Below are 24394 nucleotides of genomic sequence, written 5' to 3'. Positions count from 1 at the left end.
CGATCCAGATCAGCCAGAATTAGCGACCGGACGGAACCGTGTCATCAACCCACAGCTTTTCATAGGACTGAACGGCGAGCTCCGCCGAGTTTGGCTGCAGGCCATGCAACCATGGCTGATGTGCCATGACAGCCTTATTGTAGTTGAAGAACCAGACCGGCGCTTCTTCCTGCAACAGGTTGTTGGCCTTCTTCAGAAGCTCGTTCTTCTCTCCTTCGGTTTTCGCCACCTTTGCCTCATCGACAATCTTGTCGAATTCTGCGTTCGAGAACTTCTGGTAGTTGCACGCAGATTGTGGGGTCGTGGAATAGAAGCACTGCATCGCCGTCAGTGCATCCGGACCGCTTTCGAGCGACCACATATAGGCCTGGAAATTGCCAGCCGGAACTACATCCGCAAGCACTGACGCTTCAACCGGCTTTGCCTTCACCTTGATACCGACCTTGGCGAGCATCGGAATGATCGCTTGAACGATGGTCAGGCCCCAACTCTCGTTTTGCGTTGCTGTCAATTCGAATTCGAAGCCGTCGGGATACCCAGCTTCAGCAAGCAAAGCTTTTGCTTTTTCAGGGTCATACGGATAAGGCTTCGCATCCTTGTCGAAGGCTGGCGATGAGTTTGGCAGCCAACCAACAGCACGATAGGCCTTGTCCTTGACGAGACGCTTGATGATGAGATCGCTATCGATGGCGTAGTTGATTGCCTGACGAACGCGCTTGTCCTGGAACGGCTTGAAATCCGGATTAAAGCCGACGGCGCGCGTATAGACCTCGGCTACCTCGACCATATTCTTCGCAAGTTCAGGATCGGCCAGATAGGCCGTATACTGCGCCGGCCCGAGCACGGCTACGTCGATCTCCTTGTTGCGGAACGCAACGTCGCGCGCGGCCGCATCACCCATGATCATGATGTTGATCTTGTCAGCGTAAGGCTTGCCCTTTTCGTAATACTTGTCCCACTTCTCAACCGTCAGGCGCGAGCCGGGAACATATTCGGCAAACTTGTAGGGTCCGAGACCAATCGGGTGGCGCTGAAACTCTTCGCTATCACCCTCACCTGCCGGGTAAATGGCAGTGTTGTTGCGCATGAACTGGAAGCCCGGATCAATTGGCTGTTTCAGCGTGATTTCGAGCGTATGGTCATCGATCTTCTTCAGGCCGGAAATTTCCTTGGCCTTGCCCTGCGTATATTCCTCCGCCCCTTTGATTTCGGCGATGTAACGTGCCGGTGGGAATGCCTTTTTCGGATCCATGATCCGGGTGTAGCTCCAGATAATGTCGTCTGCCGTCAAAGGCTTGCCATTGTGGAAAAATGCGTCCTGACGAAGCTTGTAGGTATAGACGAGCCTGTCGTCGGACACAGTCACATCGGTTGCAAGACCGAGTACCGGTTTGTTGAGATCAGCATCCCAATCATAGAGCGTACGGTGAATCGCCTTGGCGTAGAACTCGTCTTGTGTGGCAGGCGATGCTTGAATATCGAGCGTCGAGAAGCTGTCGCCGTAGGGCGCGACAAAATTGATGACGCCTCCCGAACGTGGTTCGTCCGCCGCGTAAGCCGCCGTTCCGGCCAGCAGGACTGCGGACAGCGCTGCCAGCAATGCAAATTTTCTCATGTTGTTCCCCTTCATAAATGTCATTCTTGCGATTCAGATGAACCGTTCTTCGGGCAGCTCTGTCGAAACCTCGCTGCCCGAAATCGCCCCGAAGCGTTTACGCTTCAATTCTTTTTATTGCCCCCGGAAACCGGGAGCATTTAACTCACGACCGTTCGAATACGACCTCACCGTCACGCATGGTAAGAACACAATGCGTGTCGTTGAGAATCTCTTCCGGCTTCGCGGTGAGCATATTGCGTGAAAAGACCGCAATATCAGCAACCTGCCCAGGTACAAGCTTGCCCTTCACATTCTCCAGCTTCTGAGAGAAAGCACCGAACTCCGTATAAACCTGCAGGGCCTCTTCGATGGTCACGCATTCGCGGGTATCCATCACCGTTCCCTTACCCGTTTCGCGCGTAAGCATCGAATAGATGTTTGGATAGGGGTTCGGATGGCAGACCGGTGAATCACTGCCAGTCGCAGGCTTAAAGCCCAGATCCTTCCAAGTTTTCAGCGGATAGCTTGAAAGAGCGCGTTCCTCGCCAAGAACAGAAATATAGGCGTCACCAAAATCGTATATGAAGACCTGTTGCGGACAAGGATAAATCCCGGCTTTCTTCATCCGCTCATGCTGTTCCGGCGTAGAGAATCCGCAATGTTCGATACGATGGCGGCGATCTGGATCGGGATGCGCTGCGAGTGCCTTTTCATAGGCTGTAATAAGTTGTCCAATCGCTGCATCGCCGATAGCGTGGCAAGCCAACTGATAACCCTTTTTGTGGGCATCGAGCACCAGCGCTTCCAGTTCTGCATCCGGCAATATCTGGACACCTATATTATCGTCGTCGCCGAGATACGGCTTGCTCATCCATGCAGTGCGTCCGCCCGCCGATCCATCAAGGAAAATCTTGACGGCACCGACTGTCAGCATGTCATCGCCGACACCGGAAACAAGGCCTGCTTTGTAGCATTCTTCGACAATGGAAGGTCCCGGATCGCCGAGCAGTACGAGCCAGGTGCGCACCGGCAAGCGCTTGTCGAGTTTGGCGAGGTTATAGGCACGGATTTCATCGAAGCCCGCGACCTGACCGACAGCGGCGTCCATAACGCTGGTGATGCCATAGGAAAGGAGAAGATTGCCTGCGGCCTCAATGGCCTCGATCATCTCTTCCGTCGTTGCCTTGGGGATCGCTTTGCGGACAGCGCCTTGCGCATTTTCTGCAACCATCCCCGTCAAAGTACCATTCTTCTGCTCGATCAAGCCGCCATCCGGTACCGGGGAATTTTCGTCGATACCCGCCAGTTCAAATGCCTTCGAATTGAAGATCGAAACGTGGCCACATGCGCGTACCACCATGACAGGATTGTTTGGAGCAACAGCATCAAGCTCCGACTTATGCGGATGGCGACCGACATCGAGCTTGGTCTGGTCATAGCCGCGTGCTCTGATCCATGCCCCGGGAGGTGCGGAAGCAGCCTGTTCCCGAATGGCGTCAAGCAGGCTTTGCAATGTCGGGGCCGCCTGCGGCGTCGCATCAATCCACTTGAGTGTCAACCCAATCGAAATGAGATGCAGGTGAGCGTCATTCAGCCCGGGTGTGGCAAAGCGCCCTTTCAGATCGATCAAACGCGTATTATCGCCCTTCAAAGACCAGATTTGATCCTTGGTGCCCGTAGCAAGCACCTTGCCTTGCCAGATCGCTAGGGCTTCGACTGTGCCCTCTTCATATCCACACCAGATCGTGCCGTTATAAACTATGGTATCGGCACACAATTTGGGCATTACAGGCATTTCAGCGATCCCCTCCCTACTTCACGCTTTTATAAGTGCAGGGAGATTTCCATTGATGCTTTGAACGATCAAGCCGTGGATTTGTTAAATTTCGTGGGAACAAATTGTTCAAAATGACAACTACACGGTCAATCTGCCGAAACTTTTGAAAAAAAGACCGGCATCCGCTTGGCAAAATGATAAAAGGTTTCCACCATAATGATAGCTGCCGCGCTCACCTGTCAGCAATCGCAGCTTATAAATGTTAGCGAAAAAGCGAAACATGAGCGGCGGTCACTCGTGAGGGTGTCGCATGATCCGGAACAATCTGGATCAACCACGTACCCCCGAACTCGTTCCTTGACGACTGTTGAGACCAGCACAATTAGCCGTCAAGGGATGGGGTGAACAGGGCATCCTCGTCAGCACGACCACGACGCCCTGGAAAATGACGACCAACCTGTCAATATGCCGATCCGGGCGAGCGATCCGCCAATTGTTCGGGTGTCAGCAAATCTGCATGATGAGCACGCGCAACATCAGGATGGGACCGGAGGCGACTTTTGAGATTATTTGCACCGACCTCTCGGAAGATTGGATTTAGCGCATCAACAGTAACGCCGCGCTCCCTGGTCTTCAACTCATCCGGCAAATCTATAACAGGGATGATTGCATCGTATCGGGCGCCCAGGAAAAAGGCGACGGAAAAGCGTTCCACACCGGCTGGCGGCGCGACAACGCCATGCACATCTGCCCGCACGAATCCATTGGTGGCAAGCTCAAGCAATTCTCCCGTATTGATAACAAAAGTGCCGGGAACCGGAGGCGCATCGATCCATTCACCGTCTTCCCGCTGAACGCGCAGACCGGGGACAACATCCTGCAACAGAACAGTAACGAAACCGCCGTCCTTGTGGGCTCCTACCCCTTGTTCGCTTTCCGCCACATCGCGCCCAGGATAACGGATAATCTTCAGGAGCTGAGACGGATGCGGCTCATAAATCTGGGCGAAGAAGTCTTCCGGCTGTCCCAAAGCCGCCGCGATGGCCTTGAGAATATCAATGCCAACGCGTGTCACCTCGGCCTGATAAGCAAGCAACAATGGCTTAAGTTCGGGCAGTGCTTCCGGCCACTGGTTCGGGCCGATCAAACGCTTCCATGCCGGGCTATTCGGACCGATCTCGGCAGGTTCTGCTTCCGTGTTGATATCGAGCTGTTCGCGCCAATCCTGCTCGCCACGCGTCCGTTCAAGGCCGGCACGATTGTAACCGCGGAAATGCGATGACTTCACCATTTCTATCTTGAGTTTTTCTTCCGCTGGAAGTGCGAAGAACGTCTTCGCCGTTGCAACCACGTCCTCCACGAGTTTCGGATCGACGCCATGTCCCGTGAGATAGAAAAAGCCATGTTCGTGAAGAGTGCGGCGCAGCTCCTCAATGAAACTGTCGCGCTCCTCGGCGCTGCCGTTGAAACGGGACAAATCAAGCAGAGGCAGATTGATTGGGGTGGTATGTATATTCATCGGAAGCTCCTGAAAAACTCTCAGCGGGAACGACGGCTGCGCGCCACACGGTGATTGACAAGACGGGCAGCGTAGTCGCCCGTGATCTGGATGGATTGCACGATCGCAACCAGGATGATGACGACGGCAACCATGACTTCCGGCATGAAGCGTTGATATCCGAAGCGAATTCCGAGATCGCCCAGTCCACCGCCGCCGACTGTTCCTGCCATCGCCGAGTACCCGACAAGGCTGACAAGCGTAACTGTTTGCCCCGCAATGATCCCGGGTAGCACTTCAGGCAAGAGCACCTTGAAGATGATCTGAATTGGCGTTGCACCCATGCTCTCGGCAGCTTCGATCAGGCTCTGGTCCACCTCACGCATCGCCGTTTCGGCGAGCCGTGCGTAGAGAGGTGCGATTGCCGCGGTCAGTGGTACGATGGCCGCATAGGTGCCAACGGTCGTTCCGGCAATCAGGCGCGTTAAGGGAATGATCGCCACCATCAAAATGATGAATGGCGTGGATCGAACCAGATTGACGACAGTGCCCGCAACACGATTGAAGACCGGCCGTTCGAGAAACTGGCCCGGACTGGTAACAACCAGTGCAACACCGAGCGGCAGGCCAATCAATGTCGACAGAATGGCAGATGCGGCCACCATAGTAGCCGTCTGCTTCAGCGATTCAAGCAAGAGCCCGACGAGTGCCGGCGGAAGCAGATCGGACAACATGACCGAGGACCTCTCCATGAAGATTGAGTGAAGACAGATAATTGCGAACGTCCGCGAGATCGGCGGAACCATCCTCAGCGACGAGCGTTATGATGCCCAGTGGTCTGCCACCGATATAGTCTATGCGCCCGTGCAATATGTTCGGATTTATCCCGAAGCGCTGTACGAGCGTAGCAACGACCGGCGCATGCGCGGCTTCACCGGAAAAGATAATGCGCAGAACCGGATCCGACCCGACAACTGGTTGTGGAAGCACCCGCTGCGATACTTCCGGCGGTAGGTCGTGGGCGACGATGCTAGCCAGAAATGACCGGGCGATCGGTGTTTGCGGAAAGGCGAAGACGTCGAAGGTCGCTCCGTTTTCAACGACTTTGCCGCCATCAAGAACCGTCACGTGGTCTGCGATCTGGCGCACCACGTCCATTTCATGCGTTATGAGTACAATCGTCAGCCCCAGTCGCCGATTGATATCTTTCAATAACGAAAGAATTTGCTCCGTGGTTTCGGGATCAAGCGCCGACGTCGCCTCATCCGACAGCAAAACGCTCGGCTCCAGAGCCAATGCGCGCGCGATACCCACACGCTGTTTCTGACCACCAGACAGTTCCGATGGATAAGCATCGGCCTTTCCCTTGAGACCCACCAGATCAAGCAAATCGTTCACGCGGGTTCTTATGGTGCTGCGATCAACGCCTGTGAGCTCCAGTGGCAGGGCTATGTTGCCAAAAGCAGTTCGTGAAGACAGCAGACTAAAATGCTGAAATATCATTGATACCTCACGACGAACCTGTCGCAATTCGCCTTGACGCAACGTTGTGATCTCTCGCCCGGAAACAACGACTTGTCCTCCGGTTGGGTGCACCAGACCATTCAGGCAACGCACGAGCGTGCTTTTTCCAGCGCCTGAACGACCAATGATTCCGTGAATGGTTCCCTTGGCGATTTGAAGCGAGACATTGTCGATGACCGGACCGGCCTTCTTGTCAAAGGTCTTTGTCAGCGAACGTATGTCGATGATTGACGGTGCCGGGTTTGTATCGTCCGGTACGGCGTTCGACACAGGTCCGCTGCGTACGAGCACGTTCATGTCACCAACCCGCTACGATATTGCCATCGAACTTCTTCTCGATGAAGGCTTTGACATCAGGAGATTTATAAGCCTCGACAAGCGTCCTGACCCACGGTGCATCCTTGTTCTTTCCCGCGACAGCAAGCAGGCAGAAATAATCGGATAACTGGTCTTCGATCAGGATCGCATCACGGGTCGGAACCAGCCCGGCACTCAGCGCAAAATGTGAAGTGATGACGGAAAAATCCACGTCTTCCAGCGACCGTGGAAGCTGGGCCGTTTCCATCGGTATGATTTTGACCTTTTTCGGATTATCGACAATATCGAGTTCAGTTGCGTTGAAAGTTACACCCGGCGTAAGCTTGATAACGCCGCCAGCTTCAAGAAGCTTCAAGGCACGGCCTGCATTGCTCGGATCATTGGGAATGGAGATTTGTGCGCCCTCTGGCAGCTCACTTAGAGATTTGTACTTGCGTGAGTAACCAGCCATTGGCAGCAAGACAGTACGTCCGCCAACAGCAACGAGATTGAGACCTCGATCCTTGTTCTGTTGATCGAAGTAAGGTGTATGCTGAAAGCCATTGGCGTCGAGATCGCCATCATTTGTCGCCGGGTCGATCAGTGCGCCGTCCGAAAACTCCACAATCTCGATATCCAGCCCCTTTGCCTTGGCAACGGGCGCGAGTGCTTCGGCGATTTCAGCATGCGGCCCCGAAGTTACACCAAACCGGATTTTTTCCGCAAGCGCCGGTGAAGCGACGAGCACTGAGAAGAGTGCTGCGGAAACTGCACCGCGCAAAAATGAAACTGAATGCATCTTATTTTCCCTGTAGTGATTTTCGGGCGCGCCTATGATGCCGCGCGCCAATTGTGCTCATTATTCCACTGGACCAGCCGTGAAGCGGCCTCCCGCAGCGTTTCTTCGCCCTTGGCGAAACAGAAACGGACATGGCTGCGCACATCGCGTGCACCATAAAAAGATGAGATAGGAACCGGGGTTACACCTGCTTCAAGCGTCAACCGTCGGCAAAAATCGAGATCGTCACCGCCATGATCGAGCGACTTTATATCGGCCACCGCGAAATAGGTGGCAGGGACAGCTACGACATCAAAACCCGCAGATTTCAGCCCTTCAACCAGCAGATCCCGTCGCGATGCCAGCGTTGTCCGAAGGCCGACAAAGTAGCTATCAGGTAACGAAAGCCCAACCGCAACCGCCGACTGGAATGCTGGCGGCGTGGCGAAAGTGACATACTGATGAGCACGAGCAATCGGTGCGAGAAGCTTCGCGGAAGCTGTCACATAGCCGACCTTCCATCCTGTCAATGAAAAGCTCTTTCCAGCGGAGCCAATTCGCACGACACGGTCGCGGACTTTCTCAACACCGAACATAGAATGAAACGGGTGACCGTCGAAGACGAGATGTTCGTAGACCTCATCCGAAACGATCACGAGATCATGCTTGATCGCAAGTTCGGCGAGAAAGTCCAGCTCATCTGGATCCAGTATCTTGCCGATTGGGTTCATCGGCGTATTGACGACAATGAGTTTCGTCCGTGGAGAAATGGCTTTTGCCAGCTCCTCTCGCGGTAGCTCCCAATGAGGTGGTTTCAGCCGTACCGGCACCACCTTCCCGCCTGCACGGCGGATAAGCGTAGCGTAAGCATCGTAGACCGGCTCGAACAAGATAACCTCGTCGCCCGTATCCAGATGCGCCAGAAACGTATCGGCGAGCGCTTCCGTAGCGCCGGACGTAACTAGAACTTCCCTTTCCCAGTCTACGTCAATACCGAGAAATCGCCTTGCGTTTTCTGCGACAGCTTGGCGGAGAACCGGCAGCCCCATCATGGGCGGATATTGTTGTGAAGTTTCACGAAGAGCCCGAGCAGCGGCATCAAGGAGCTCGGACGGTTCAAAGCCTTCTGGAAATCCCTGCCCCAGATTGATGGCTCCACGCTCAACAGCAAGTCGCGACATCGCCTCAAAAATAGACGTCCCCGCCTCGCCGAGTACCTGATTGACCATCGAAGCTCCCCTGTTGCAATCGAATTCACGGGGAGAAAGATAAAGCCTACAAAATTAGTAGACAAAGCATGGACTTGCCATCCTCGAACGAGCGAGAGAAAGCTTTTTCAAATTCTGCCGGACGTGAAACAGTTTTACGTTCCACAATCGCAACTACTTCCAAATCACGCCGCCGCCCGGCTGTGGCGATTTCGCCAGAGCTTTTCGGCTTTCTCGAAAAATTGCGCATGGCTTTCGTTGTCTGCGGCGGCGGCCGTCATCATCGCCATGGCAGCCGTCGCAACGATTGTATTTTCTGCACGTTTGTCCGTTGCCGCGCCAGACCAGATGCCATACCAGTATTCGAATGAACTGAAGCTCGAATGCTTGTCACCACTTTCCTTGGAAAGGGTCGGAAGCAATAAATCTGTTTCACGACCATTAAGAAGCCTATGGATCGTATGCGTTCGATGCGGAACTAACTCGGCAACGTCCCGGCTGGTCGAAACTACCGAAATAGAAGGCATATCAAGAAGTACGCCCGCATCGCGGTGTAACTCACGATATGTGGGCTGTGTAACCCCCAAAAACGATGCCTTGAGATTCATCGGATTGAGCAAATGAACGAGGCTATTCATCGATGAACGCGACTCGAACAGTGGGTAAAGCGCCATCAGCGCATGAATCTGAGGAGCGAAACCGGCCAACGGCATAAAACAGATGCCATGCGCTCTTAATGCACCTTCTGCGAGCGAATGTGATGTCGCGATCGGGAGATTGATAGCTTCGGCCGCTATCTCAAGCTTGCCCGAGATTTCACCTGTGCCACAATTACCGTGTAAGACAACAGGATAACCAGCCCGCGCGACCAGCAAGGCTGAAAGCATGAACCACGGTGACTGCACAGAATTCGGCGATAGATAAGCTGGCCAGTCCAGCGCTGGCATGTTCAAGCCCGCCTCCACGGAATAAATTCGTCTCGCTGCTCGCGCTATGCCAGCAAGTTCCGGTGCAGTTTCCCCACGATAGTGAATGAGCCGCAGCAACGCACTGATCTGCATCGGATCGGCATTACCCCTAAAGATCGTCGTGAATGCATCATCAGCCTCAGACATCTCGAGCGGACGGGTGTGCCCGGCTTTTCGCCCTACAACAGCGATATATTTCGCTAGTCGTCTGGCCGGATCGTTTTCGTCCTGGATGTTGGCGAACTGTGCTGCAAGCTGCTCTGGTGTCGGATGGTTTTCAAGCTCAACAACCTTACGGATTCCGAGCGGCGGCGGTGTTACAATGGCGCTTCGCTTCCACCCGTGATGCCCGGTACAGCTCGACTTCGGCAATTCGGTAAAGTCCAAACTCAACAGCGTTTCGGCCTCATTCGCCAACCGCCGTAAACGCCCGCGCAGCGCCTCGGCTTTCGGGGTGGCCACCATGTTTCGGCCGGAGCGAACTAGAATGGGGTCGTTGAACTTTTCGCGAATCTGTCCGAGCAGTCGGCTCATAGCCGCAATGCTTAACCCCATCTGTTTGGCAGCACCGCCAACACTGCCTTCCACAAGAAGTGCATCAAGAGCGATAAGCAAGCGCAATTGTCCCAAACGAAGGCTTTCACTCTCACCTTTCTCCGTTTGTTGCTGCGTTTTCACCGGCTTGCCCGACATCACTTTCTTACCCGTCCATTTGCGGTTTTTGAAATTTAGAACACTTATAAAACATCACGATTGACGTCACCCGACAGCCATACATAAGGAGACTTGAAAACTCAACTTTAAACGGTGACGAAAATGACCAGCTTGTTTCGGGGATTGTGGGCCGATGGTACACAAAACAGGCGTTTGGCCAGCAAATCGCTCATTTATCGGGCGATCCTTGCGGGGACGTGTCTTTCCACAACGCTACTTCTGAGCGAAATGAATGCCATCGCGCAAACCGCGATCAACGCTGCGGAAGAGGCAACTTCAGACGAAGCTGGCACCAAGAAGAAAAAGGCAACGGAAGCGGGCATCGAAACGACCGCTGATGGAGCTGTCAAACTTAACCAGATTGTTGTCACGGCAACAGGGTTCGAACAGAACATCACCGACGCTCCGGCAAGCATCACTGTCGTTCCTGGCGAAGAGCTGGAAAAAGGCGCCTATCGCGATCTGACCGATGCTCTGAAAGACGTTCAGGGCGTCGCGGTGACAGGTCCGGCGGCCGAGCGCGACATATTCATTCGTGGTCTTCCTGGTTCTTATACTTTGCTGCTCGTTGACGGGAAGCGCCAGAGCACGCGCGATGCCCGCACCAACGGCAACTCCGGCTTCGAGCAGAGCTTCTTACCGCCTGCGAACGCAATCGAACGGATCGAGGTCATTCGTGGCCCCATGTCTTCGCTCTACGGATCGGACGCGATGGGCGGCGTTATCAACGTGATCACCAAGAAAGTATCGGACACCTGGAGCGGTTCTTTCTCTGTAGACGGCACGGTTCAGCAGCATTCCAAATTCGGAAATTCGTTGCAGGGGTCTTACTACATGACCGGGCCGCTGGTCCCGAACCTCGTCGGCGTTCAGGTCTGGGGACGCGGTCTCAAGCGGCAGGAAGACAATATCGTCAGCGGGACGCCAGAACAGAAAGATATCGACATCACCGGTCGCGTTACAATCACGCCGAATGAAGATCATGATATCATGCTCGAGCTGGGCAAGACTCGCCTTCGTCGCGACGCCACCGTCGGCAACACGGCGGCATCGGGCTCGGATTCCTACAACTACAATGATCGCGATCATTGGTCGATCAGCCATACTGGTCGCTGGGGACCGACAACGTCGGAATTCTCATTCCAGCAAGAATGGGCAGAACGCACCAATTTCAATTGGGACAACAAGACCAAGAGCTACGTCGAGAACCTGCGTTCGCCGCATATCCGTAATTCGGTACTCGATGGCAAGTTCACAACTCCGTTCGAATTCTACGGTAATCACACGCTGGTAACCGGTGGACAGTTTTCGCAATCGGTGCTGACCGATCAGAACCCAGGACGTCGTACCGGATTGGATGAAGAGTTCAGCGTTCGCCAGTGGGCGCTCTTTGCAGAAGATGAATGGTGGATCACGCCAGACTTCGCCCTGACAGGCGGTCTGCGTATGGACGACCATGAGATTTATGGCTCCCATTTCAGCCCACGCGGCTATGCCGTCTGGCACGCAACTGAACAACTGACGTTCAAGGGCGGTATCTCCACCGGCTTCCGTGCACCGGAACTCCGTACTATCGCCCCGGGATATGCTTATACGACGGGCGGCGCGGGATGCTCGTATGGTCCAAACGGCACCTGCGGCGTAATCATCGGCGATCCAGATCTGCAGCCTGAAAAAAGCACAAGCTATGAAGCGAGTGTTCTCTGGGACAACCAGTCTGGCCTTCGCCTCGGCGCAACCTATTTCTACACGGATTTCAAAGACAAGATCAGCAATGCGCTGGTGACGGATGCCAATGGTAATCCAATTCGCTGGAGCGAAGATCCGAACTATCGTCTCTGGTACAGCTTCAATATCGATGAAGCCGTCATGCAAGGTGTGGAGTTAACCTTCAACTGGGAAGCAACCGACACAATTACCGTGCGCGGCAACTATACCTACACCGACTCCGAACAGCAGACCGGTGACTACAAGGGCTTGCCTCTGACACGTACGCCGAAGCACATGGCCAGCTTGCGTGCAGATTGGATAACGCCGATTGAAGGCTTGAGTGCATGGGCCAGCGGTAACTACCACGGCGAAGAAACCAATGCGGGTGCGCGTATCGGCACAGCCGGTGAACCCGTCTACAGGAACGGCAAGGTAGTCGCTCGCAAGTACAAGCCCTATGCAACCTTCGATATCGGCGGCTCGTATGACTTCAGCGAGAATGTTACTCTGAACGCTGCCGTCTACAACGTCTTCGACAAGAAGGTTGATGTTGATGACTTCAATACAGTCGTCGATGGTCGTCGCCTCTGGGTCGGTATGACTTCCCGCTTCTAGTATCACAACAAAAAGACGCCTGCCCGCAATGGCTGGCGTCTTTTGCATGAATGGGATGCTCTTATGAGCGCACTGACGAATATCGTGAAGAAAGCATGCCTGATGATGACGGGGATACTGATGGCTTCCACCGTGAAGGCTGCTGAGCCTTCCACCTCGTCCTTTGATATGGAAGCCAACGGCATCGCCTATCGTATATTCACCGCTGCACCGCAGGAGGCTGCACCCGAAGGTGGCTATCCTGTCATATACATGGTCGACGGCAATCGCATGTTGCCGATTGCAGCAAAGCTCATGGCAGAAAACTCTGCCCTGAAGGCTGTATTTGTGGGCATCGGCTACCCGACTGACAATCAGGAAGAAATCGTCCGCCTGCGATATTTCGACTTCACGCCTCCGACACCTGACGATCTGATCCCAGTCCACTTCAATGTACCAAAGACTGGAGGACGAGATGCATTCTTCGACTTCATCGACCATCAGGTAAAGCCAGAAGTCGAAAAGCGTTTCAACGTCGATGAAAGCCGACAGGCCCTGTTCGGCCACTCTCTGGGCGGATTGTTCACCCTTTATGCCTTGTTCAACCACACGAATTCCTTCCAGAGCTATAGCGCAGCGGACCCATCGATCTGGTGGAATGATCGTTCAATTCTAACTGATAAAAATCAGTTCATCACGCGCTTCAAGGATGCCCCTCGCCCAATCCGCTTGCTTATAGAAACCTCCGGCAAACGTGGTAGCCGCCCCGGCCAGACGAAGCAGGACGATGACCGTTTGAAGAAACTGCGTGGCGGACCTTCCGGTTCAGACATCTTCAAAGAGCTTTCTGAACTACCGCAAGTTGGCGCAGCCTTTCATCGTTTCGAGGATGAGAGCCACGGCTCAATGATACCGCTCACGGTGGCGGACAGCCTTAATTTCATTGTGCTCGGACAAAACCCCAAGGGCAAAAACAACTGAATTTTCTCTCTCGGTCTTTGACGGAGAAGATACTTGACTGTAAAGCACAGGATTGATGAAAGGATCGAACATCATGCTGAATATCGCTCAACAGGTTACACGCTTGTGCGGTGCCGCCATAATGGCGCTGAGCATTGCCTCAACTGCAAATGCTGCTGATGTGACTATCAAGCATGCTCAGGGTGAAACAGCAGTTCCAGCCTCACCGGCTAAGGTACTGGTTTTCGATCTCGGCACCCTCGACAATCTGGATCGCCTTGGCGTCAAGGTGACTGGTGTTCCCAGCGGCATATCGTTTCCTGAATATCTGAAGAAATATCAGGGCGACGAGTATGCGAAAATCGGCACATTGTTCGAGCCTGACTATGAAGCCGTTAATGCGGCAGAACCAGATCTTATTATTGTGGCAGGTCGTTCGGCTGCGAAATATGGTGAGCTTTCGAAGATCGCTCCAACCATCGATCTGACGACCAATGCGAAGAATTTCATCGCCGACACTGAAGCCAATGTCGAGAAACTTGGCCAGATTTTCGGGAAGGAAGCAGAAGCAAAGGCGGAAGCCGAGAAGCTTGATGCCGCACTTGCTGCATTGAAGGAAAAGGCCGCCAACAAAGGCACCGGCCTTCTGATCCTCACTTCCGGCGGCAAAATCAGCGCTTATGGCCCCGGTTCGCGTTTCGGCGTCTTGCATGACAGTTTCGGGGTCAAGCCTGCAGCGCCTGACCTTTCCATCGGCAATCATGGCCAGCCCGTGAGCTCGGAATTTATCCTCGAAACCAATCCCGACTGGCTGTTTGTCATCGATCGTGACGCCGCCATCGGTCGTGAAGGCAATTCGGCAAAGCAGGTTCTGGACAATGAGCTCGTGCGCCAGACCAATGCCTGGAAAAGGGAGCAGCTTGTCTATCTGAACGCTCAGAACTGGTATCTGATTGGCGGCGGTCTCGGCGCGCTTCACGGCACGATCGATCAGCTTTCCCAGGCTTTCGACAAAGCAAAGTAACAGCTTTCCAAACCCAATCCGGTCGGGCCACACAGTTAATAGCAGGTGGCCCGAAACCGTGATCAGGCAACAGAACAGGAAACGAGCGTGAAGGGACTTGCAGCAGCCATTGCCGTTGTCGCCGTACTGGCTGTCATCAGCCTGTTTATCGGCGTCAGCGATGTGTCGCTGAGCACGCTATTCGGCACCGAAAGCACTGACCGTGCCGCCGAAGTCATGCTTGTCAGCCGTATTCCACGCACCCTTGCAATCATTCTGGCGGGCATGTCCATGGCCGTCTCAGGCATGATCATGCAGATGCTGACACGCAACCGTTTCGTTGAACCATCGACGGCAGGTACGGTGGAATCTGCCAGTCTTGGCATCCTTCTGGTCATACTGTTTGCACCGGAAACGCCAGTAATCGGAAAAATGCTGGTCGCTTCTGTTACGGCGCTTGCCGGAACTGCTTTGTTCCTTCGCATTCTTCGTGCCATTCCGTTGCGATCCGTTCTTGTCGTGCCCTTGGTCGGCATCATGCTTGGTGGTGTTGTCAGCGCAATCACTACTTTCATTGCTTACCGCTTTGATCTTCTGCAATCGCTCAACTCCTGGACAACCGGCGATTTTTCCGGCGTTCTTCGCGGACGCTATGAACTCTTGTGGCTTGCGTTCTTCCTTACAATCATCGCCTACATTGCCGCTGACCGCTTCACGGTCGCGGGACTGGGCGAGGATTTCACCACCAACCTTGGCCTAAATTATCGCCGTGTAGTCACACTTGGCCTTGTCATCGTTTCGATGGTCAGCGCATCAGTCGTCGTGACCGTTGGCATGATACCTTTCCTTGGTCTTATCGTTCCGAACGTCGTCAGCATGTTTATCGGCGACAATATGCGACGGGCTGTACCGTGGGTTGCAATACTCGGCGCTGGACTTGTTCTTGCCTGCGATATTGTCGGGCGAGTAGTCCGCTTTCCTTACGAAATTCCAATCGGTACCATGATGGGAGTCGTGGGAAGCGTCATATTCCTCTATCTTCTGTTGCGGCGGGGATCACGCCTTGCTTAAGCGCCCTACCTTGATCCTCTCGCTCCTCTCTGTGATCACTCTGCTTGCAGTGGCAGCATTCATGACAGTCGGCGCAAAGGGAAGCTGGTCTTTCATCCTGTCCTTCCGCGGCACCAAGCTTGCAGCCATGGTACTGGTCGCATACTCGATTGCGGTTTCAACGGTGTTGTTCCAGACAGTCACGAACAACCGCATCCTAACCCCCTCGATCATGGGGTTCGACGCGCTTTATATTCTGATTCAGACATTGGTAGTCTTCTTCTTCGGCGCTGTTCAAATCGATTGGATCGGACCGAATATTCGCTTTCTGGCAGAAACCGCTATCATGGTGGTTTTCGCTGGTACACTCTATTACTGGCTCTTCTCCGGAGCAACGCGCAGCCTGCACCTCGTTATGCTTGTCGGCATTGTCTGCGGTGTCTTTTTCCGCAGCATTTCCAACCTGATGCAGCGGATGCTTGATCCAAATCTTTTCGCTGTTCTGCAAGACCGTTTCTTCGCCAGTTTCAACACCATCAATAGCGACATTCTGATTATGTCAGCCGTTATTGTCGCGGCTGTTTCGCTCTACGGTCTGCGCTTCGTCTATGTCTTTGACGTCCTGTCACTCGGCAGAGATCCGGCAATCAATCTGGGCGTCGATCATCGACGCATCGTGCGCAAAATCCTGTTCATGGTCACGGTGTTGGTTTCCGTTTCCACCGCACTGGTTGGACCTATAACCTTTTTCGGTCTTCTGGTCGCCAATCTGGCTTACATGCTTGCCGGTTCGGCAAAACACCGGTTTATCCTGCCTATAGCCATCTTGCTTGCAATCCTCTGCATCGTTGGCGGACAGACCATTCTGGAACGGGTCTTCTCGTTCAATACCGCACTCAGTGTCATCATCGAGTTTCTGGGCGGCCTTGTCTTCATTATCCTTCTCGTCAGGGGGCACGCGCGTTGATAGAAATCAGCCAAGTCAGCAAATCCTACAACAGCACACTTGTCGTTGATGATGTGACCCTGAAATTGCCTGCTTGCGGCATAACCTCGATCATCGGGCCGAATGGGGCAGGAAAATCGACGCTGCTCTCGATGGTGAGCCGTCTCCTGCCAATGGACAAGGGTCGTGTGACCGTAGACGGACTCGATGTTTCAACGACATCCGGTGATGTGTTGGCAAAACGCCTTTCGATCCTACGACAGGAAAATGCGATTAATTCCCGCCTGACCGTGCGCGACCTCGTAACCTTCGGTCGTTATCCCTATTCTAAAGGCCGCCCGAATAGTGAAGACCGCAATCATGTCGAGCAGGCCATCGGCTATCTCGGTCTTGAAGATCTAAGCGGACGCTTTCTGGATGAACTTTCGGGCGGACAGCGCCAGCGTGCATTCGTAGCAATGGTGCTATGCCAGGATACAGATTATGTGCTGCTGGACGAACCGCTCAACAACCTCGATATGAAGCATTCAGCTTCAATGATGAAGTTGTTGCGGCGAGCTGCAGACGAACTTGGAAAAACCGTTGTTCTGGTTCTGCACGACATCAATTTCGCATCGTGCTATTCCGACCACATAGTCGCCATGCGCCACGGCAAGGTTGTGCATCAAGGAAGCCCGGATGAACTTATTCATCCGGAAATCCTTGCAGACATTTACGAGATGGAGATTGCCGTCGAAATTATCGGCGGCAAACGCATTGGCGTCTATTATCTTTAAGCAACCGCATCCGAGGGAAGCATCATTTGCAAGGCATCATAGGATGCCAGCACGGTTTCCATTTGCGCCGTGTGTCCCTTGACGAAAGCATCGCCATAAACCGTCTCATCCGGATACTCGGTGATCAGCGTCAATGGCACCGTATGGCGGTCATCCACGCCGACGAGGCACGGAAACCCATTGATGATGCGGAAACCCGTTTCGCCTGCATGCTGCTCGAACAGCCTGATCTGGGCATTGTTATAGGCAACCAAGCCATCAATCGCGGCCAGATGTTTCGTCACGCGGTCGATTAGTTCTTCTGCTGCCTTCTCCCAGGAGGCATGGTGGCGGATGATCAGGAAAAAGCCCTTCGGCAACGTCCACATGGCAAAGGAACGCGGCACATAGCCGGACAGCGGACGCGTCCATTCATGCGATGGATAACCATGCAGGTTGACGTGCAGTTTCGCATCCGTCAGCTTTTCAGCCTCGACACGAATGGCCTTTTCGTAAAGCCCCTCGCCGCTGCGATATTCAAGATCGTCACCCAGCGCCGTATAGCGCGCGGCGTGATGCATGTGGTGCGGCTGAAGTGCGCAAAGCCGCTTGTGTATCTCGTATCCGTCTGGATTCTCCTGCGGGGAGATCGTGAAATGCGCGCTTTTGCGCGCAGCAAGCCGGTTAGCCGCCCGTAACGCGCCGACAACGCCGGTCGTTTCATTGGCGTGCTGTCCGGCGCTGATCATCATCGCGGCATCGCTGCCCTTGCGATAGGTCGCGCGCACCGTTCTGCCTGAACGGGTCTTTGCCTCGAACGGCTTGCCGCCCAGTCTGGCGATTTCACGGCGGATCTGATCGGCGGAAAGCGGCGCTTGCGCCGTCTCCAGAACCTGTTCTGCCGTCAGCGCGTCATCGGTTGAAAGCGAGCGTGTCTCCACTTTGACCGACGGCTCGGCATCGCGAAAGCGGACTTCCGGTACAATCTGGCCCGGTTGCAAGCCACGATCGCCCACCGGACGACCCGACTTTTTCTGAAAAACTTCGAGCAGCGAGAAGTAGATATCCTCGTGCATGGCTTCGGTGAGGCTCAGCGTTTCCTCGTCGTAAGGCAGGCGGCGGTCGGTGATCGGCAGACTGACCGCGATGTTCAACTCATCGAAATAAGGTTCGCCACGCTTCCAGTCATGGGCGGCGATGGCCGCGACGGTGTCATGAAACAGCTTTTCATAGGATGTCTCATAGCGCGCGTTTTCAATCTTGCCGTGCCGCGTGACGGCCAGCCAGCCGGTTGGCGACACCAGCGTTTCGCCGATGAAATCCACATGCACGCGGTTGGGCGCGAAAACCCGATGGCTTTCGCTGTGGCCATCGGCAAAGACCAGATCGACTTCATAATGAAAGTCGTCTTTGCCCGAAGCCGAGAAATCTATCTCCGTCTCCGGAAGAAGCGCTGATAAAGGATAGGTCTCAAGCAGAAACCTGTTCTGCACACAGGCGTCATGACGCGGATAACGGATCGCTGCCGACTTCAGCGCAGAGCCATCAACTTCTTCCAGAAAGAAATGCAGGAGCGGCTTATAAGCCGAGCGCAGCCGCACCTCGACACCAGCCTCGCGCAGCGTCGTTTCCGCGGCAAAGCGGCTCGGCTGATCATCGAACAGCCATGCTTCCACCTTCGCGCCGCGCATTTCCGGTTTCAGGAAGCGTTCGACAAGCGCATGAACCGTACGCGGATAGGTTTTCTCAAAAAGCACGCTCATCGGGAAGTCCTGCCGGTTGGATCTAGGCTGTCGCGCAGCCAGTCGCCAAGAAGATTGAGACCAAGCACCGTGAACAGAATGGCGAGGCCCGGGAAAATGCTCACCCACCATGCAGTCTGGAGATAAGTGCGACCATCGGCCAGCATGCCGCCCCAGCTTGGAATGGTCGGATCAACACCAAGGCCGAGGAAGGTCAGGCTCGATTCCAGCAGGATATTATTGGCGACATTGAGCGTCATCAGCACGATGACCGGACCAAGCAGGTTCGGCAGCAGGTGCTGGAAGATGATGCGCCAATCCTTCACGCCGATGGCCCGGGCTGACAGGATGAACTCGCGCTCGCGCAACGACAACACCGAGCCGCGCACCAGTCGCGCATATTGCACGCATTGCGAGACGATCAGCAAAATGATGGTGTTGAAAAGCCCGCCACCCAGAATGGCCATCACAGTGATGGCAAGCAAAATGAAGGGCATGGCCAGCTGCACATCGACAAAGCGCATCAGCGCCATATCCCAGAAGCCGCGATAATAGCCAGCGACGAGACCCATGATGGTGCCGATAAGAACGGAGCCGATCACCGAGACAAAACCGACAAACAGCGAAATCTTGCCGCCGGTGATGACACGCGCCAGCACATCGCGGCCCAGCGGATCTGTGCCGAAAATATGGGCCTGATTGACAAATGGCGGTGTCAGGCGCGCCAGGAGATCGATCTTGTTGGCGCCGCCCGGAAACAGATAGCCGGAGAAAATCACCGCCAGACAAATGCAGCCGGTCAGCACGACGCCGACGATGAATTCGAGGCTCGCAAAACGCGAAAACAGAACGGATAAGGTCTTGGTTGCCATGGGTCCTACTCCGTGCGGATACGCGGATCGACAAGGCCATAAGCGATGTCCACGAGAAGATTGACGCCGATGATCAGCATGGAAAGGATCGCGATGGTGGCCTGCAGGACAGGATAATCGCGCCCGGCCACCGCGTCGAAGGCAAGTGTGCCCATGCCCGGCCAGTTGAACACGCGTTCCACCACGACGATACCACCGAGAAGACCGCCGAACTGAAGCCCGAGATAGGTGATCAACGGAATGGCGCAATTGCGCAGCGCATGCTTGTAGAGAACCTTGTTCTCGCTCAACCCCTTGGCGCGCGCCACCATAATATATTGCGATTGCAGCGTCTCCAGCATCGCCGTGCGCACAAGACGAACATTGGTTGCAGTCAGGATGACGCCCATGGTGAGCGCGGGCATGATGAAGCTTGCAATGCCGCTCATGCCGCTTGGCGGTAGCCATTGCAGCGAGATGCCGAACAGCAGCACCAGCATGGTCGCCAGCCAGAAGTTCGGAAAGGACAGGCCCACCAGCGAGCAGATGCGGATCAGCTGATCGGCCCATTTTCCACGCGACACCGCAGCCTTGATACCGAGTGGAACGGAAATCACGATAGAAACGAACAGCGAGGCGAAGGCCAGCATCAGCGTGGCGGGCAGAGCGCCAGCAACGAGCGTGGAAACCGACGTTCCACCGAGGAAACTGCGCCCCAGATCCATCGTGAACAGTCCTTTCAGGAACTGCCAGTATTGAACGAAGAACGGCTGGTTGAGACCGAGGCCTTCACGGATGCGCGCAAGATCAGCTTCGGTAATGCTGCCCGCGCCTTGCGTCAGCATCAATGCCGGATCGCCTGTCAGGCGGACCGCGAAAGCGACAAGCAGCGTCATCGCGACAAGCACGAACAACGCCTGCAAAATTCGTTTGATCAGAAATCCGGCCACCAGTGCGCCTCCGAAATGCTGCAGCAAGCCGGATATGACCGGCTTGCCGTATTGTCATTCTTGCTTACTCGACAGTGACGTCCGTGAGACGCAGACGGCTGTCGGGAACCGGCACGAAGTTCTTCACGCGTTTGTTGACGCCGAAGATTGCCTTGAGATTGTAAAGCGGCATTTCGAGTGCACGGTCGGCAGCGTAAACCGCGATTTCCTGCAAGAGCTTTTCGCGCTCGCCGCGATCAATAACCGAGCGCTGCGCTTCCAGCATCTTGTCGAGCTTTTCGTCCTTGTCGTAAGGGTTCCACTTCTCGCCGGAATGGTACATGGAATAGGCGGTGTTATCGTAGTCGAAGGTCCAGCCGCCCCAGGCCTGCTGGAACATCGCGCCGGTCTTGCCCTGCGGGATGATATCGTTCAGCAAAACATTGGTGTCATAAGGCTTGATGGTGGCATTGACGCCGACCATTTGCAGGAAGCTTGCGATAGCCTGCGCCACTTCATTGAAGCTTGCATCCTGACCGCGCACATCGATCTGCACGGTTGCGCCGGGCTTGACGCCCGCTTCTTCGAGCAGTTTCTTCGCGCCTTCCGGATCGTAAGGCAGCGGCTTCATGTTCGGATCGAAACCGAAGGACAGCGAGCCCTGGAAGCTTGCAATCGGTTCTGCCTGACCGGCCAGAATGGACTGGATGATCGCATCGCGGTCAACTGCCATGATCAGCGCCTTGCGAACGCGCTCGTCCTTGGTGATGCCATCAGCCGTGTTGAAGCGCAGGGCATAGACCGTCGGGCCTGCCGTCGTGACGAGTTCCAGCTTCGGATCGCCCTGAATGGTCGGGATCATGCCAATCGGAATGGTCGGCGGAATGACCAGATCGACGCGCCCGGCCTGAAGTTCGGCAACGGCGGTCGAAGGCTCGGTGATGAAGCGATATTCCAGTTCGGAAAGTTTCGGCGCACCGCCCCAATGATCAGCGAAAGCCTCAAGCTTGATGCTCACCTTCGGTTCATAGGACACGAATTTGAATGGCCCGGTACCGACCGGATGCGTGTTGAAATAATCGTCGCCTTTTTCCTGAATGTATTTTGGCGGAACGATCATGCCACCATAACCGGCCAGCTTGGTGATCAGAACCGGATCTGGCGCCTTCAGATGGAAATCGACGGTCTTGTCGTCTATAACTTCCACCTTCTCGATGGCGATATAGTTCGAACGCTGCGGGCCTTTCGCGCCCTCGTCACCGAGCAGGCGATCAAAGGTGAACTTGACGGCTTCGGCGTTGAACGGCTCCCCATTATGGAACTTGACGTTCTCGCGCAGATGGAAGCGGATGCGCTTGCCGTCATCCAGCTCATCCCACGAGGCTGCCAGTGCCGGAACAATCTTGAGGTCTGGTCCGCGATAGACGAGACCGTCGAAAATATTGGTGGCGACAGAAGCCCAGTTGACGAGGAAAGTGTCGATCGGATCCCAGCTGCCCGGGTCCTGCGGCGACGAAACGGTCAGCTTTCCGGCAGCGAAAGCCGGAGCAGATGCAAACACTGCCGCCGAGAGAGCGGAAGCCATAAGAACGGCTTTAAGTGTCTTCCTTATCATTGTTTTTTCCCCTTTGGGTTTCTGTTGAACTTTATGCGTCAGACGGTTTCGGCCACGAAATGTCCGGCTGCGATCTCGCGATGACGATAGATCGGCGGCTTGTCGTCGATCCGGCGCGTCGTGCTTGGAATTTCACCTTCCAGTGCGGACCGGTTGGTGCGCGCAGCGGGATCGGCAATCGGCACCGCCGAGAGAAGCCGCTTCGTGTAGTCATGCGACGGCGTTTCGAAAACCTGCTGCCGCGAGCCGAGTTCCATGATCTGGCCGAGATAGAGAACGGCCACGCGGTGGCTCATCTTTTCGACCACCGCCATGTCATGGCTGATGAAGAGATAAGCGAGATCCTGCTCTTTCTGGAGGTCCATGAACAGGTTGATAACCTGCGCCTGAATGGAAACATCAAGCGCCGACAGAGCTTCATCGGCAATGATGAGCTTCGGCTTGGAGGCAAGCGCACGCGCAATGCAGACGCGCTGGCGCTGACCGCCGGAAAATTCGTGCGGATAGCGCTTGGCATGTTCCGGGCCGAGACCAACCCGCTCCAGCAATTCTGCCACGCGCGCATTGATCGCCTTACTATTGTCGAGAAGGCCATGCGTGCGGATCGGTTCTGCAATGGAAAAGCCAACCGTCTTGCGCGGATCAAGCGATGCAAACGGGTCCTGGAAAATATACTGCACTTCGCGACGCATGGCATATCGCTCGGCAGCACTCATGGCCGAATAGGCCTTGCCGTTGAAGCGAATATCGCCGGAAAGCGGCGTCTGCAATTGCTGGATGGTGCGCCCTATGGTCGATTTTCCCGAACCGGATTCACCGACCAGCGCCAGCGTTTCGCCCGGATAGATATCGAATGCGACCTTCGACACAGCGTTGCAGACATGCGTGACCTTCCCGAACAGGTTCTTCTTGATCGGAAAGCGCACATAAAGATCGTCTACGGAAAGCAACGGCTTGTCGCCATAACGCGCCGTGTCCTGAATGCGCTCCTCGCCCGTCAAAACAGGCATGCCGTCACGCATGGTCATGACCGGCATCCGCTTGGGAAAGGCTTCGCCCGTCATGCTGCCAAGCTTCGGCACTGCCGACAGCAGCGTCTTGGTATAGGCATGTTCCGGTTTCGAGAAAATCTGCCCGACCGGGCCTTCCTCGACCTTCTTACCCTTCCACATGACGACGACATCGTCGGCCATTTCCGCCACCACGCCCATATCGTGTGTGATGAAAATCACCGCCATTTCAAGCTCTTGCTGCAAATCTCTGATAATGTGCAGTATCTGGGCCTGAATAGTCACATCGAGTGCGGTGGTCGGCTCATCGGCGATCAAAAGCTTCGGGCGGCAGGCAAGCGCCATGGCGATCATGACGCGCTGGCGCATCCCGCCAGAAAGCTGGTGCGGATAGCGCTTCAGCAGTCCTTCCGCATCCGGCAGCCGCACCATTTCCAGAAGCCGCCTACCCTCGGCAAGCGCCGCCTGCTGGGTCATGCCCTCATGCAGCATCAGCACTTCGGATAGCTGGTTGCCGATGGTGAAAACGGGATTAAGCGACGTCATCGGCTCCTGGAAGATCATGGCGATCTCCTTGCCGCGAATGCCGCGCATCGTCTTTTGATCGGCTTTCAGCAGATCACGTTCGCCAAACAGAATGCGGCCAGACGGGAATTTCGCGCCGCTCATATCGGCAAGCCGCATGATGGAAAGCGACGTGATGGACTTGCCCGAACCGGATTCTCCAACCACGGCCAGCGTGCGACCCGGATGAACCGAGAAACTCAGATCGTCAACGACACGGCTCGCGCCAAATTCGACACTGAGGCCATCGACAGTCAGCAGAGGCTTTGAAACTGGTGCGTTCAACTCGGTTCCGCTCAAACTT

19 protein-coding genes are annotated in these 24394 nt (G+C 54.9%); 6 read left to right on the top strand and 13 right to left on the bottom strand.

What is annotated here, in order from left to right:
• Positions 1-19 precede the first annotated feature (19 nt).
• From AC1RHM_RS12625 to AC1RHM_RS12590, 8 genes are all read right to left on the bottom strand, one after another.
• Positions 20-1615, bottom strand: a complete 1596-nt coding sequence (locus AC1RHM_RS12625; RefSeq protein ID WP_029375983.1) for an ABC transporter substrate-binding protein — start codon at positions 1613-1615, stop codon at positions 20-22.
• A 145-nt stretch (positions 1616-1760) separates the two neighbouring features.
• Entirely contained in the window at positions 1761-3383 is a 1623-nt protein-coding gene (locus AC1RHM_RS12620) for an amidohydrolase (protein WP_010658974.1), read from the bottom strand.
• Between the two features lie 451 nt (positions 3384-3834).
• Complete coding sequence (locus tag AC1RHM_RS12615; RefSeq protein WP_010658975.1) at positions 3835-4893, bottom strand: isopenicillin N synthase family dioxygenase; 1059 nt, start codon at positions 4891-4893, stop codon at positions 3835-3837.
• A gap of 20 nt (positions 4894-4913) precedes the next feature.
• Positions 4914-5606, bottom strand: a complete 693-nt coding sequence (locus tag AC1RHM_RS12610; protein ID WP_010658976.1) for a methionine ABC transporter permease — start codon at positions 5604-5606, stop codon at positions 4914-4916.
• Complete coding sequence (locus AC1RHM_RS12605; protein WP_010658977.1) at positions 5560-6693, bottom strand: methionine ABC transporter ATP-binding protein; 1134 nt, start codon at positions 6691-6693, stop codon at positions 5560-5562. The genes AC1RHM_RS12610 and AC1RHM_RS12605 overlap by 47 nt, the downstream gene beginning before the upstream one ends.
• Before the next feature lies 1 nt (position 6694).
• Entirely contained in the window at positions 6695-7492 is a 798-nt protein-coding gene (locus AC1RHM_RS12600) for a MetQ/NlpA family ABC transporter substrate-binding protein (RefSeq protein ID WP_010658978.1), read from the bottom strand.
• Between the two features lie 32 nt (positions 7493-7524).
• Positions 7525-8700: an aminotransferase gene (locus tag AC1RHM_RS12595; RefSeq protein WP_010658979.1), complete on the bottom strand. Its 1176-nt coding sequence runs from the start codon at positions 8698-8700 to the stop codon at positions 7525-7527.
• Positions 8701-8864: 164 nt separating this feature from the next.
• Positions 8865-10340 (bottom strand): glycosyl transferase family protein, encoded by a 1476-nt coding sequence (locus AC1RHM_RS12590; RefSeq protein ID WP_010658980.1) that lies wholly within the window; start codon positions 10338-10340, stop codon positions 8865-8867.
• Between the two features lie 123 nt (positions 10341-10463).
• On the opposite strand from AC1RHM_RS12590, the gene AC1RHM_RS12585 reads away from it, so the two are divergent.
• From AC1RHM_RS12585 to AC1RHM_RS12560, 6 genes are all read left to right on the top strand, one after another.
• Positions 10464-12686, top strand: coding sequence for a TonB-dependent receptor domain-containing protein (locus AC1RHM_RS12585; protein WP_105529205.1), 2223 nt, complete (start codon positions 10464-10466; stop codon positions 12684-12686).
• A 63-nt stretch (positions 12687-12749) separates the two neighbouring features.
• Positions 12750-13646, top strand: coding sequence for an alpha/beta hydrolase (locus AC1RHM_RS12580; RefSeq protein ID WP_010658982.1), 897 nt, complete (start codon positions 12750-12752; stop codon positions 13644-13646).
• 55 nt (positions 13647-13701) lie between these two features.
• Entirely contained in the window at positions 13702-14649 is a 948-nt protein-coding gene (locus AC1RHM_RS12575) for a siderophore ABC transporter substrate-binding protein (protein ID WP_010658983.1), read from the top strand.
• A gap of 87 nt (positions 14650-14736) precedes the next feature.
• A complete protein-coding gene (locus AC1RHM_RS12570) occupies positions 14737-15699 on the top strand; it encodes an ABC transporter permease (RefSeq protein ID WP_010658984.1) in 963 nt (320 codons plus the stop codon).
• Positions 15692-16645, top strand: a complete 954-nt coding sequence (locus tag AC1RHM_RS12565) for an iron chelate uptake ABC transporter family permease subunit (protein WP_010658985.1) — start codon at positions 15692-15694, stop codon at positions 16643-16645. The genes AC1RHM_RS12570 and AC1RHM_RS12565 overlap by 8 nt, the downstream gene beginning before the upstream one ends.
• Entirely contained in the window at positions 16642-17400 is a 759-nt protein-coding gene (locus AC1RHM_RS12560) for an iron ABC transporter ATP-binding protein (RefSeq protein WP_010658986.1), read from the top strand. Before AC1RHM_RS12565 ends, AC1RHM_RS12560 begins: the two co-directional genes overlap by 4 nt.
• On the opposite strand, the gene AC1RHM_RS12555 is transcribed toward AC1RHM_RS12560, so the two are convergent.
• The 5 genes from AC1RHM_RS12555 to AC1RHM_RS12535 form a co-directional block, all read right to left on the bottom strand.
• Positions 17397-19142: a M14 family metallopeptidase gene (locus tag AC1RHM_RS12555; protein ID WP_010658987.1), complete on the bottom strand. Its 1746-nt coding sequence runs from the start codon at positions 19140-19142 to the stop codon at positions 17397-17399. The genes AC1RHM_RS12560 and AC1RHM_RS12555 overlap by 4 nt on opposite strands.
• Entirely contained in the window at positions 19139-19993 is an 855-nt protein-coding gene (locus tag AC1RHM_RS12550) for an ABC transporter permease (protein WP_010658988.1), read from the bottom strand. The genes AC1RHM_RS12555 and AC1RHM_RS12550 overlap by 4 nt, the downstream gene beginning before the upstream one ends.
• Before the next feature lie 5 nt (positions 19994-19998).
• Entirely contained in the window at positions 19999-20922 is a 924-nt protein-coding gene (locus AC1RHM_RS12545; protein WP_029375986.1) for an ABC transporter permease, read from the bottom strand.
• 64 nt (positions 20923-20986) lie between these two features.
• Positions 20987-22516: an ABC transporter substrate-binding protein gene (locus tag AC1RHM_RS12540; RefSeq protein WP_029375987.1), complete on the bottom strand. Its 1530-nt coding sequence runs from the start codon at positions 22514-22516 to the stop codon at positions 20987-20989.
• 38 nt (positions 22517-22554) lie between these two features.
• Entirely contained in the window at positions 22555-24390 is a 1836-nt protein-coding gene (locus AC1RHM_RS12535) for an ABC transporter ATP-binding protein (protein ID WP_050897425.1), read from the bottom strand.
• Between the last annotated feature and the right edge of the window lie 4 nt (positions 24391-24394).

The sequence above is a fragment of the Brucella sp. GW823-FHT04E01 genome (genome assembly GCF_058796175.1).
This window is presented reverse-complemented; position numbering and strand designations above follow the sequence as displayed.